Origin of the sequence: Desulfosporosinus sp. I2 (genome assembly GCF_000960765.1) — a bacterium.
Classification (GTDB): Bacteria; Bacillota; Desulfitobacteriia; order Desulfitobacteriales; family Desulfitobacteriaceae; genus Desulfosporosinus.
Window position 1 is genome coordinate 35,429 of sequence record NZ_JYNH01000003.1, and the last position, 13,103, is coordinate 48,531.

Sequence of the window (13,103 nt, forward strand, 5' to 3'; positions counted from 1 at the left end):
GGATTACGCATGAAAAAACTATTCCCAGTTGTAATCGTTGGAGCAATGCTGTTCTTAGCAGGATGTGGTGCGAGTTCAAGTCCAGCCCCTAGTTCCAGTTCAGGTACACCAAGCGCCTCAGAAAAACAGCCTACCATCGGTGTTGCTATTTACAAATTTGATGACACATTTATGACAGGTGTTCGTAATGCCATCTCCACTGCAGCTCAGGGCAAAGCAACCGTCGATATTGTGGATGGTCAAAACTCTCAGCCCACCCAAAATGATAAGATTGACCTCTTCCTCAATAAAAAAGTCAATGCTCTGGCGATTAATCCAGTAGATCTCACAGCAGCTGGGGTGATCATTGACAAAGCTAAGGCCGCTAATACACCGGTTGTCTTTTTTAATCGCGAGCCAATGGCTAGTGATATGCAGAAATGGGACAAAGTCTATTATGTAGGTGCTAAAGCCGAAGAATCCGGTATCATGCAAGGGCAAATCCTCGTAGATTATTGGAAAGCTCATCCTGAAATGGACAAGAATAAGGATGGCACAATGGATGTTGTCATTTTGACAGGCGAACCTGGACATCCAGATGCCATTGCACGTACGAAATTCTCCGTTCAAGCCATCCAAGATGCTGGTATTAAAGTTAACATTCTTGCTCAAGATACCGCAATGTGGGATCGTTCCAAAGCTCAGGACAAAATGGCGGCTTTCTTAGGTGCCCAAGGTGAGAAAATCGAAGCCGTTCTTGGTAACAACGATGACATGGCCTTAGGAGCTATTGAAGCCTTGAAAGCTAAAGGGTACTTTGCCAACAATAAATTCATGCCGGTCGTCGGGGTAGATGCCACTGCGCCTGGTCTCCAAGCCTTGAAAGATGGTACTCTTCTAGGCACTGTTCTCAATGATGCAAAAAATCAAGGCACTGCAACTTTGAACCTAGCTGTTGCTTTATCGAAAGGATTAACTCCAAGCAAAGATAATGCTGGTTACGAGATTACAGACGGCAAATATGTTTGGGTTCCTTACAAGAAAATCCTCAAAGCCAATATGGCTGACGCTCAATAACCATCTTCTTCCGAATACCTACTTACAGCGAATCAAGCAAGGGGGCATGTTTTCGTCACGTTCCTCCTTGCTTTTTGAATTCCTTGGTTTAAATCATGTATAATGAAAAACAATCATTTTTTCAGAATAGCATTGATCACAGGAGGCGTCAAAATGCCTGAGAATAAATTCATATTGGAAATGAACAATGTTTCTAAGGATTTTCCTGGCGTAAAAGCGCTAGACGATGTTACCTTGCAGGTACGTCCTGGTACCGTGCACTCACTTATGGGGGAAAACGGTGCAGGAAAATCAACTCTTATGAAATGTCTTTTCGGAATCTATAGCCCTGACGCTGGTGAGATCCTCTTAAACGGTCAAAAAATTGAAATTAACAGTTCACGAGATGCGCTCGATCAGGGCATCTCCATGATTCATCAAGAACTCCATCCTGTACCACGCCGCAACGTTATGGAAAACCTTTGGCTTGGTCGTTTTCCCGTCAAAAGCGTTGGACCTATCAAATTAATTGATGACAAACGCATGTATCAAGATTCGATAGCTTTATTTGAAGACCTTGGCATGGATCTAGATCCTCATGTTCTTGTCGGATCCTTATCTGTGTCTAAAATACAGTCGATTGAGATAGCTAAAGCAGTGTCTTACCAAGCAAAAGTGATCGTGATGGATGAACCCACCTCCTCCTTAACGGGGACCGAAGTGGATCAACTCTTTAAAATTATTCAATCTTTAAAAAGCCGGGGAGTTTCAATTATCTACATCTCTCACAAAATTGAAGAAATTCTCGCAATCTCCGATGAAGTAACTATCATGCGCGATGGTAAACGCATTGGCTCATGGCTGGCTTCTGAACTAACAACCGACTCAATCATTTCTAAGATGGTGGGACGTGATCTTACCCAGCGATTTCCCGAACACCATAACATCCCTGGAGAAACCGTCCTGAGAGTGGAAGGGTTAACCTCCCCCTTTTCTAAAGCGTTTAAAGATGTCTCTTTTGATCTGCGCCAAGGTGAGATTTTGGGAATTGGGGGGCTAGTGGGCGCCCAACGAACAGAACTTATTGAAGCTCTTTTCGGTTTAAGAACCGTATCCTCTGGTAAGATCTTTATCAAGGGCAAACAAGTGAAAATCAAATCTCCCATGGATGCTAAAAAGCACAAAATTGCCTTGCTAACGGAAGAACGACGAGCCACAGGTATTTTTCCGGTTCTCCCGATTGTAGAAAATACAGTCATGGCGAATATGATCCGTTATGCCAGTCCTTATTTTCTTCTAAAACAGCTACCTATGAAGCAGGATGTACAGCAAAAAATTGCCCGACTGCATATTAAAACCCCTTCCTCTGAAACTCAGATCAAAAACCTCTCCGGTGGAAATCAGCAAAAAGTGTTGATAGCTAGGTGGCTCCTTACTGAACCTGAAATCCTAATGCTGGATGAACCAACTCGAGGAATCGACGTAGGCGCAAAATTCGAAATTTATTCCATCATCGCCGACTTGGTTCAACAAGGGAAAAGCATTATCATGATCTCCTCCGAAATGCCCGAACTTATCGGTATGTCAGACAGGATCATGGTCATGTGTGAAGGTCGTCTGTCCGGTATCCTAGAAGGAAAGAACAGAACTGAAGAAGACATTATGCACCTCGCTACAAAGTTTATGGTTTGACAGGAGGAGTCTTAAATGAAAACTAATAATGCTACTAATGCCAACAGAGTTGGTAGTTTCTTTTTTCAGTATGCAATCTATTTTGTGCTGGTTTTTCTAGTTTTAGGAATCACAGCGATTGATCCGAGTTTCTGGTCCATTAATAGTTTGCATGATATCTTATTACAATCTTCAACTCGGGCCATCATTGCCTTAGGAGCGGCATTCGTATTGATCACGGGCGGTGTGGACCTTTCTGCAGGCCGCATGGTCGGATTTGCTGCTGTATTGTCAGCATCCATGCTTCAAATTCAGGAATACTCTCATCGGTTTTACCCGGGTCTACCTGATTTACCTTTATGGGTACCAGTCTTGATTGCGATCTTTGTTGGACTGCTGGTAGGTTTAATCAATGGGGTGATTGTCTCTCGATTCAGTGTTCCTCCCTTCATCGCAACCTTAGGCTCGATGGTCGCGGTCTTAGGTCTAAACTCACTTTACTTCGATATGAAACCTAACCAATCTCAGCCAATTGGTGGACTTCGACCGGATTTCACTTCAACCCTAGGTAGCGGTTATATCGGCAGCGGCGTTTATTCCATCCCCTACATCGTTATTATCGCGCTCCTAGTCGCTGGGCTTGTTTGGGTTATCTTCAACAAAACCATCTTAGGCAAAAGCATGTATGCGATTGGAGGGAATATCCAAGCAGCGATTGTTTCTGGAATTAATGTCAAGCGCGTCCTCCTTTACGTGTATGCTGCTGCTGGAGCCCTTTACGGCCTGGCAGGAGTCATGGAGGCTGCCAGGACGGGTGGAGCCACGAGTAGCTACGGCAATATGTACGAATTGGATGCCATTGCGGCCTGTGTCGTGGGTGGAGTATCCACTGCCGGAGGCATCGGTACCGTACCAGGTGTCCTCGTCGGGGTTTTGATTTTCGGAGTAATTAACTATGGACTCACGTATATCGGCGTAAGCCCCTACTGGCAATTAATTATCAAAGGATTAATCATTATTGTAGCTGTAGCTTTTGATATTAGAAAGTATCTCACAAAGAAATAAGCCCTTCAGCCATGCTGTCATCCACGATCTTCAATGATCTGCCTTAGTGGAAGACAACCTACTTGTATTAAGGCTTAACGTTCGTTCAATTGTTCTTAGCATAAAAGGGGATGTGCCGAAACTTTAAGTTTCGTTACATCCCCTTTTCGTTCCCGATTTCTAGCTCCCCACCATTATGATATAATTTCAAGCTTAGGTACACCCCTTTATTTCTAACTCCCTAAATCAGAAAATCTACATTTCCCAGCCCTGCTGGAGTAAACAGCTTTATTAATGATAAAGTAAAAGCACCGATGGCAAAGGAATTCTCACCTAATTCCGAGATAGCAATCGTGACGGCATCTGCCGGCTTAGTTAAGGCGCGCTTTTCGAGCGTTTTAAGTAACGGTTTCAGAATAAAATTTTCAGCCCTCGATATTCCACCGCTCAAAATAATCAAGGCAGGATTTAAGGTGTTGATGAGATTGGTAAGTCCGATCCCCAGATAACGCCCGGTATCTGCCAATACTTCAATAGCCACTTGGTCACCAAGCTGAGCAGCTCGATAGAGCATTTTTCCGTCAATTTTATCTAAATCACCTGCCACCCAATCCTCAATCATGGAATCCTTCCCGCTACGTATAGCCTTTTGAGCTCTACGAGTAAGGGCTGACCCTCCGACCATCGTCTCAAGACAACCATAATTACCACAACTGCACTTCGGCCCATTACTGTCAATCGTTGTATGGCCAATCTCACCTGCTGTGAAAGACGTTCCCCGATAGAGCTTATTATCAATAATAATACCTGCTCCAACCCCAGTGCCGACATGGACGCAAATAAAATTTAAAACTCCAGTCCCCTTGCCAAACCAACTTTCAGCTAAGGCCTGGGCCCGAACATCATTTTCAACTTCGACGGGTAATTTGAACCTTTTTTCCAGAGCCGATTTGATCGGAATATGGCGCAGATTAAGATGGGGGGCGAACAAAGATAGCCCCTGCTCGGGATCGACAAGACCGTGCATACCGACACCGATTCCTAAAAACGGTTCTCGGCTGGGATGGGTACTTTGCATGACCTCCTGTACGGCGGTTTCCAAGGTCAACAAGAATTGCTCGCTCGTCTGGTTATCCGCATACTGCATTTCTACCTGTTTCACGACTCTACCGTCGAGGTGCGCTGTCACGGCTTTTACCCTTTTTGCCCCGGCATACACACCGATAACGTAAAATGCCGACGAATTAATGCGCAGTAAGATCGGTTTTCTCCCACCCGTCGATTCTCCTAAAGTGCTTTCCACGACAAGATGGGCCTCAATCAATTCGCCCACTAGATTAGTCACCGTGGGGGGCGTTAGCTTTGTCAACTTGGCAATTTTCGATCGAGAAATCGGGGCATACTGTCTTACAACATTGAGAATCGCAGATTTATTCAGAGATTTCATACCCTGGAAGCTACCCACCGGAATCATTTCACTCACCGTTTCACCCCCCTTATATCCTTATTAAACTACATTCACTAAATCTAAATCGAGCTTTATAATTTCTATTTATCGTTGAAGTATATCGGGTCGAAAGTATAAATGTCCATTTCTTTCGATCTGGATATACTCCCATTCCCCAGTATGAGTAAGAAATTCCGGACCATGTTCCGTGACCAACAAGGTGTCCTCAGACTTTAAGCCCTGGAGAGATGGGTTCCAGGCAAAAGCCTGATGGCACTGCACATTACCCGCACTGTCTAAGTTCGCTAAAAACTCCCTTGAAGCATATCCAGTCGGTCCGCCTTGATGAAGATAACGCCAATCCTCAGGATGGCCCCATTGATGGTAGGCCTCAACCCCCTGCCGAAAAACCTCTTTAATAGGTACGCCAGGGCGAGTAGCCAAATTGAAAGCCAAGTCGATCTCTGCCAATTTGCGCCTTTTTTTCCTGAAGTTCTTCGGGAAGAGCCCCAAAATGAACAAAACGAGTCGCGTTAGCCACTAAACCCCATTTTTCTCCACAGAGAACTACCATCGCGTAACGGTCCAGCTTCTTCTCTGTGGGAATGGGGTGGCGATACTGATAAATTCGGCGATCCGTAGCCACTAGTAAGACTTGGGTCTGAATACCTAAACTTGCTACGTTCACAGCGAGAAGCGCTTGAATCTCAAATTCAGTCATGCCTGGTTCAATCCTACGACATGTCGACTCCAAAGCCTGAGCAACTTTCCTCGATAGCCAACGGTAACGGTTAATTTCATTCATATTTAACACGTAAGTTAGTTCCGCTAATTCTTGGCTCAAATCGATTCCTACCGTGTTTGGAATCGTCTGAGGACAGACATCCATCCCTATCGTTTTCCCTTGACATAACGAACTAAGCGCTCCATTATGCCCCTCATACCACTCCGGTGTTATCCATTCACACTCCAGATCCGTCAACTCTTCCTCTTGTATCCGAGCAAATTCCATCTTAGTCGTAATACAATACACTCTGTCCCTGAAGATTAGCAAATCAGCGACTCCAAGTTCTATGTTAGTCATGATATAGTTCGACTTCCCATTGGTCAACCAAGAAAAACTTCGGCGTTTTCGAAGGAGTACCCCGTCCAAATCCTTCTCTACCATGAGATTTCTAATCTTTTCAATCTTCTCTTCGGTCGTCATTTTAAATCCCCCGCTCTGACCGTCACTAAGGTCACCACCCTCTTCTACCTTCCCTTTAGTTCTCGGGCTCCGTCTCCACTATTGCAATGATAAAATGTCGGGTTCAGACCGGTCTTGCCCTTATATCCTCTGGTCACCTGAGCTTTAAAATCACTCACGGCCTCTGTATGAACCAAACTCACGGTACACCCGCCAAAGCCGGCACCCGTCATTCTCGTACCTAAACATCCCTCGACTCGACGTGCCTCCTCAAAAAGTGCATCCAGTTCTGGACCTGTCACTTCAAAGAGATCCCGCAGAGACTCGTGGGACTCGATCATATATTGGCCAAAATCCTGGATATTCCCTGCTTCTAAGGCCAAGGTCGAAGCTAGAGTACGCTCGTTTTCATGAATCACATGGTCAAGACGTTTTTTAACCTCTGGTACTGTTACATACTTCTTTGCCACTTGCCATTGAGCAAGCGAGACATTACCTAAATTAACAAACCCCGCAAGTTGATTTCTGACAATATTAACCCCTTCCTCGCACTCACGCCTTCGTAGATTATAGTTTGACTCTGTCAAACTTCGCTGTTTATTTGAGTTGGTGATGATAAGCTGATAGTCTCCCAAGGACAAGGGAACATAGCGATATTCCATGGTGTCACATTTCAAAAGCACAGCGTTCCCCGCCTGCCCCATGCCTGAAGCAAACTGATCCATGATCCCGCAATTAACCCCGACAAATTGATTTTCGGCACGCTGAGCCAGTTTAGTCAGTTCAATTAAAGAATAATCGAGAGATTCAACCTGATTCAGAGCCGTTGCTGTCACCATTTCTATCGAAGCAGAAGAGGACAACCCTGCCGCTTTGGGGATATTCCCATCGTATAAAATATCGTAACCTGATAAGCGCACCTTAAAACGATTAAATTCTCTGAAGACCCCTTTAGGATAATTTGCCCATCCGTCAGCCTGCCGGTATACAACTTTATCCGCGTCAATCTCTACCTTCCCAGCAAAACTTGTCGATGCAAGGCGAAACGTTCGATCTCTGCGTGGATGAACAACCGCCCAGGTTCCATACGTTAAGGCCAGGGGCAATACATACCCTCCCGTAAAATCTGTGTGTTCTCCAATTAAATTCACTCGGCCTGGGGCAAAGAAGAATCTCAGTTCTTCTCCGCTATCGCCATAGCCAAAGACTTTTGCAAAGGTCTGTCTCAGTGTGTCTAGTCCCGGCATTTATCGATCCGCCCCTCTTGCTCGAGATACTCTTGAAACGACTTGCGCAGATTTTTCGAGGTCTCTTCTACTGCTAGCGGGTTTGCCGGCGCCCAAGCACCCATTTCAGACGAAGCATAATATTTTAATTTGCTTTCATCTCTCATAGGGGAATAAAATTCAATATGAAAGTGATAATAATCCTTCACAGCCTGCCCATGAACTGGGCGTTGATGAATGACCATCATATATGGAAACAATCGATGAAATAAAGTATCCATGGCGCCCGTCATACATTTTAGCATGAGGGCCAAACTTCGTTTTTCTTCCTGAGTGAAATCAGTCAGAGCTGTCTTATGGTTTTTACTAACGATAAATAACCCGTATGGGTAATCCGTAAAGAAGGGTATATACGCTAAAAAATGTTCATTCTCATAAATCACACGCTTCTGAAAATCTAATTCAGCTTGATTCATATCACAAATTAAGCACGACCCGTGTGTGGTGTAATAAGTATGGCAATTCTCGAGTTCCGTGCGGATTTTTAAAGGGATCCAAGAATAAGCATAAATCTGGCCATGAGGATGAGGCATCGTCACACCGCATTCTTCTCCTCGATTCTCGAAAATCATGATATATTCATGGTTCGCCTCCTGACTCAAGGCCACAAACCGATTCGTCCATAAATCAATTAATTTCTCCAGATGCTCTACCGAAAGCTCTGGAAGTGTCGTGGTATGATTGGGGGAATAGAGGATAACCTCACACTTGCCGTACGCTCGCTTGGTTTTATACAAGGCAGACCCTACCTGATCCGCCTCGGGCGGGTTAGACATAAGTGCAGGAAAATCGTTATCGTATTTAAGAACATCATAATGTTCGGGAACCTTCCCCGAGCCCGGACAAAAAGGACATCCCCCCTTGGGCATATTCGGTCGGTTTTGCCTGTGAGTTGCCACCATGGTCCAATCCCCTAATAATGGGTTATAACGCAATTCAGTCATGGCCCCTCCTCTATAATAGCTATAAATTTGTTTTTAAGCTTTGCGCATTTGATTTTTCCTATTCCTATTATAATCTATTAATTTAATTTAATTAAGTAAGTATTAAAAATTTTTCCTTTTTGTCAGTCATTTAATGTCATTTTATGTTTAAATCTATCTAAAAAAGTCAAAAAAGACGCCTGTCAAATATTATCTAACAAGCGTTTGAGGACTATATTAAGTTTAATGGGTTGGCCCCATCCAAATTCCACCTTCTTAGCTGGTTACGTTGACACTTGCCATTTGTGGCAATGCCAAACCGGCCGCCACTTCTACAGTTTTTAAAATCCCTGACACTCCAGGACAACTGGGATGCGGGCTATATTTCGCAAAAACTTCGTAAACCTTCCCCGTATGGAGTTTATTTAGAATTTCCTGGTAGGCATCAACTTCGGTTAACTCTTTGGCAATCTTTTGGTAATTAGGACAATCACTTTTAATTTCCAACCTTATCCTTTTACTTCTTCGAGAATTTGATTGACTATCATCACTCACTGCTTTGACACTAATGGTGAAACCGCAGACCCCACAGTTAATAATTCCTGTTGCCATCTTAATCCCTCCAATACCCTGATTAATGGCTATTACCAACTAGTTTTGTACTGACTCCCATGATCATAATACAGCTGATTCCCATCAAAACACCATCTAAAATTAAGGGCGTTCCCCAACTCCCTGAACTATCTCGAATGGCACCCGAAATCACCGGCGACAACACAGCTCCAATTTCAGAGACAAGATTCAGCATACCAAATGCTGCTCCACGCAAATGAACGGGTGCAATTTCTGAAGTAAGAGCATGAGCAACCGCTTGCAACGCAAAAAAGATTAAACCAGAAACAAAGAGAATAGTCGATTGCACAACCATATCCTTTCCTCCGGACATAATATATGCTGCAAATGCAAAAATAAACACGGTTAATAGTGCTTCCATCGCGATTAAGACATTGCGACGACCATTGGGTTTATGGGCTACCATATCGGAAATCTTTCCACCGAACGGAAAACCAATGACCCCGGCAATCGCATTAAATGAAATCACCAACAAAGCCGATGCCAGAGTACCGCCACCAAAATCCTTGATTACGGCGCCCCCCAAAAACCATAAAACCAGAGATGCCATAACACTGCAATATAGGAGATATAGATGAGCACAAGATTTTTGTTTCTTAAGATTGGGCTGACTTCATGACCCTTCTTAATAAAGATAAAAGCAATTAATACGAACGCTAAGCAGGTTAAGATGATTGCAATTATCACATCGTTTAAATGCATAGCATTGGTGATAAAATAAACAGCCATTATAGCCACCAAGAATACTAGCGCATATTTAAGCAAATTGAACAAGGCCTTGCCAAAATTCTCAGAACCGTTTTTTCCTCGCGGTTTTAGAGCCTGACGAATAAAGAATGCAGCGATAATTGTAACTGTCCCCAAGATAAGAAAAGGCGCTTTCCAAGCATTGACACCCATCGAGGGTTGAGCCCACTCTATCAAGTACACTGTTCCTACCAAAGCGGCAGACAAGCCGACAGTAAGTCCGCCCATGACTACCCCCATACCTAAACCAAGTTTATCAGGTGGAGTCACTTCGGCAACCAAGGAGCGGTCATTGGAATAGAGAACTCCCTCACCAAGTCCGGTGAAGACCCTTAAAGCGATAAACGCGACTAAGCCACCTGTTAATCCTGTTAATAGGGTGGTAATGCCCGCCCAAAAGATACTGATAACAACGACAGTCCTATAACCGAACTTGTCACCAAAGTAACCTCCCGGGAATTGTGTCAGCATATATCCTGCGAAGAAGAGACTCCCCAGCAAACCGCCAAGAGCATGGGGGTTACTGGCAGCTTCCAAGAAACCAACCTTGTTGGTAATCATCCAGGTAACGACTGGACCTGTCAATGTCCGGTCAGCATAGGAAACTATCCACCCAATAAAGAGCATTACCCAGATCGTATGATACCTTTGCCATCCTTTTACTTTCTGTTCTGCCATGTTAACCATCTCCTCCTATAATCCTTCTTGATAGGTAAGAAGCAGTTATATCTTCTTCTGACTGATTAATTCATCCACCGTTTGAACCTTTGCATAATTAGCCAGCTGCTTCGCAATTGAAACAACCTCATCTGTTGTAGCCGCCATTTCTTCGGTCGCCGCAGCTTGATTTTCGGATGAAAGGCTTGTCTTATTTATGCCTCCACTTATAAATTCAATCGCCTTTTTTATTTCCACAAGCGACCCAGCTACCTTTTCAGCCGATTCCTTGCTTAAGCTTGAGAGTTTGCCCATTTCCATTGCTACAACACTGAATCCTCGGCCGGCCTCTCCCGCCCTTGCTGCTTCTATAGACGCATTTAAAGCCAGGAGATTTGAATGTTTAGATATGTTTTTAATATCCTCTATTATGCTGTCAATAGCGTTTAGTTTTTCTTCAGTTTGCGTGCTGAATTCATCCATTTCTTTAATAAACGTTGATAGATGTTGTGAACTCGAAGCAATTTCCTCGACACCAGCGTTCAATTGTTCCATAGAGGAAAAGAGCTTAGAAGTACCTTCTTCGATTTTTGCCTCTTTTTCAATGCTTCTGGAAACCGATACTATGGCAACAACCTCTCCATCTTCATCAAACACTGGCGTAAGAAGACCTTTTGCAGGAACTCCAAAGAATCTCGTGGGAACTATCGACGGTAATTGTTTTTTACTTTTCTTAACAAGATTATAATTTTCCATATTTTTAATTGGATCCCCAACTTTGGAAGGCATTTTGAGTTGGCCTGGTGCATAAGCTGCAATTATTTCTTTTCTAAGATCAAACACAATAGTGGTAATATCGTCCTGCATTACTCCATTTAAGATTGGCATTATCTCAATAAATCTTTGAAGATCTTTTTCTTCCATTTTCTTCACTCCCATAAGAACTATTAACAGACGTTAACTTTGGTCGAAAATCACTTTGGTAGTTGAAGCGGAATAAGAGAGATGAGCTCAATCATCTCTCTTATTTGCCTACTTTTGACAAACACTACTCCAGGACTTTGCTCAAACTTTTCTCGACGCAATTTCAGCTTGCATCTTAGCAAGATTCTGAGGGGTAATTTTATAAAGGAAGATAATCAACACCAGCGCTACTAGCATTATGACTGCAGGGATTAGAGTTAATCCGTTCTTGATAGAATCTACCAGTAAAGGTGTAGCCTTCATATTAGCAACATACCCAGCTCCCGCAAGGACACCCGTGATAATAACACTTCTTACCAGAATAGCTACCTTAATTGGGAAGTTAATTAAGGACATGATAAATCCTCTGGCATTCTTACCTGTTTTCCATTCACCATATTCAACCGTATTCGAATACATAACAACACCCAAAGCATCAGGCATGCCATATCCAAGGTAAGCGATGAACATAATGACCATGAAGGAAATATAATTCATGGGTAAAGCCCATACCGCCAGAAGTCCGGCTATAAAAATTGAAAGTGACAAAATATACGTATTTCTTTCTCCAAATTTCTTAGCAAGTGGATTTGCAATTAAAGCACCGACGAACGTTACCACGTTTAGACCCGTCATGAAAACCGCAATAACGGCTAGATTATTAACTACATATTTAAAGTAATAAAATGCCAGTCCAAAGATAACAAACCTTCCTAGATATCTTCCGATTTCACCTAACATCAGGCCGATAAGTGGCGGATTGACTACTAGCTGTTTCATCATTTCGCCAATAGACATTTTCTCGTCTTTTTTCCCGGATTGAACAGAAGTTCCGTGAAAAGCGTAGTCTTTGGTTATGAAGAACAAAGCATAATAACTAAGGACCATAACAATACCCGTAATTACAACAGTTAGAGTATACCCCATCGCAGGATTTCCTTGACCAAGAGACAAGATCATCTTCATGCCGACTAAGGAAAAAGCGATAGCGCCTAGAGAATTAAACATCCCTCTATTGGTCGACATGGCAATTCTTTCTTCCCTTACCGTGGTCATTGAGGAGTTTAAGGCCACATGTCCGGCATAAAAAATATTCCAAATTAAATGACTGACCGCAAATCCGATTGTAATAATAATGGCATTCGTGGTTGGCGAACCAATTTTAGAAAACTGTAAAATAAAGAACAAGGCTGCAAAAGGAGGTCCTACAAGTAGCCATGAGCGGTATTTCCCCCATCTCATATTGCTCTTTTCCAATATGACTCCCGCAGTAGGAACCCATAAAATATCAAAAATACTCGTGATCATTAAAACCGTACCAACCAAGGCCATCGGAAGCTTGGCAAAATCCGTTAAAAATGCTGCGAAATAAAATACCTCCATATTGACAAATAGCTGGAATCCAAATGAGGGCAATCCATAAAGGTTAATAATCGACTTTTTTAATCCCTTTTCCATAATAATCTCCTCTCAAAATCAAATTCTTTACTTCTACTGTTGCTAGTACTTTT

General features: G+C 43.2%; 13 protein-coding genes. 3 read left to right on the top strand and 10 right to left on the bottom strand.

What is annotated here, in order from left to right; genetic code table 11:
* Positions 1-9 precede the first annotated feature (9 nt).
* The 3 genes from UF75_RS01525 to mglC all read left to right on the top strand — a co-directional run bounded on the left by UF75_RS01525 (position 10) and on the right by mglC (position 3,771).
* On the top strand, positions 10-1,056 hold the full coding sequence (locus tag UF75_RS01525) for a galactose ABC transporter substrate-binding protein (protein ID WP_045572838.1): 1,047 nt from the start codon (positions 10-12) through the stop codon (positions 1,054-1,056).
* A gap of 153 nt (positions 1,057-1,209) precedes the next feature.
* Positions 1,210-2,727: a sugar ABC transporter ATP-binding protein gene (locus tag UF75_RS01530; RefSeq protein WP_045572839.1), complete on the top strand. Its 1,518-nt coding sequence runs from the start codon at positions 1,210-1,212 to the stop codon at positions 2,725-2,727.
* Between the two features lie 15 nt (positions 2,728-2,742).
* A complete protein-coding gene (mglC, locus tag UF75_RS01535) occupies positions 2,743-3,771 on the top strand; it encodes a galactose/methyl galactoside ABC transporter permease MglC (RefSeq protein WP_045572840.1) in 1,029 nt (342 codons plus the stop codon).
* Positions 3,772-3,991: 220 nt separating this feature from the next.
* On the opposite strand, the gene UF75_RS01540 is transcribed toward mglC, so the two are convergent.
* The 10 genes from UF75_RS01540 to UF75_RS01575 all read right to left on the bottom strand — a co-directional run bounded on the left by UF75_RS01540 (position 3,992) and on the right by UF75_RS01575 (position 13,050).
* Entirely contained in the window at positions 3,992-5,224 is a 1,233-nt protein-coding gene (locus UF75_RS01540) for an ROK family protein (protein ID WP_045572896.1), read from the bottom strand.
* A gap of 78 nt (positions 5,225-5,302) precedes the next feature.
* On the bottom strand, positions 5,303-5,641 hold the full coding sequence (locus UF75_RS26060; protein ID WP_052692946.1) for a M24 family metallopeptidase: 339 nt from the start codon (positions 5,639-5,641) through the stop codon (positions 5,303-5,305).
* Positions 5,613-6,404, bottom strand: coding sequence for an aminopeptidase P family N-terminal domain-containing protein (locus UF75_RS01545; RefSeq protein ID WP_052692947.1), 792 nt, complete (start codon positions 6,402-6,404; stop codon positions 5,613-5,615). Before UF75_RS01545 ends, UF75_RS26060 begins: the two co-directional genes overlap by 29 nt.
* A gap of 44 nt (positions 6,405-6,448) precedes the next feature.
* Positions 6,449-7,630, bottom strand: coding sequence for a galactokinase (locus UF75_RS01550; protein ID WP_045572841.1), 1,182 nt, complete (start codon positions 7,628-7,630; stop codon positions 6,449-6,451).
* Positions 7,618-8,613: a galactose-1-phosphate uridylyltransferase gene (gene galT, locus UF75_RS01555; protein WP_045572842.1), complete on the bottom strand. Its 996-nt coding sequence runs from the start codon at positions 8,611-8,613 to the stop codon at positions 7,618-7,620. The genes UF75_RS01550 and galT overlap by 13 nt, the downstream gene beginning before the upstream one ends.
* 255 nt (positions 8,614-8,868) lie before the next feature.
* A complete protein-coding gene (locus UF75_RS01560; RefSeq protein WP_045572843.1) occupies positions 8,869-9,204 on the bottom strand; it encodes a hypothetical protein in 336 nt (111 codons plus the stop codon).
* 22 nt (positions 9,205-9,226) lie between these two features.
* Positions 9,227-9,775: an MFS transporter gene (locus UF75_RS29770; RefSeq protein WP_242860069.1), complete on the bottom strand. Its 549-nt coding sequence runs from the start codon at positions 9,773-9,775 to the stop codon at positions 9,227-9,229.
* Positions 9,736-10,650, bottom strand: a complete 915-nt coding sequence (locus UF75_RS29775) for an MFS transporter (protein WP_242860070.1) — start codon at positions 10,648-10,650, stop codon at positions 9,736-9,738. The genes UF75_RS29770 and UF75_RS29775 overlap by 40 nt, the downstream gene beginning before the upstream one ends.
* Positions 10,651-10,695: 45 nt before the next feature.
* Complete coding sequence (locus UF75_RS01570) at positions 10,696-11,553, bottom strand: methyl-accepting chemotaxis protein (RefSeq protein WP_045572844.1); 858 nt, start codon at positions 11,551-11,553, stop codon at positions 10,696-10,698.
* 141 nt (positions 11,554-11,694) lie between these two features.
* Complete coding sequence (locus tag UF75_RS01575; RefSeq protein WP_045572845.1) at positions 11,695-13,050, bottom strand: MFS transporter; 1,356 nt, start codon at positions 13,048-13,050, stop codon at positions 11,695-11,697.
* Positions 13,051-13,103 lie beyond the last annotated feature (53 nt).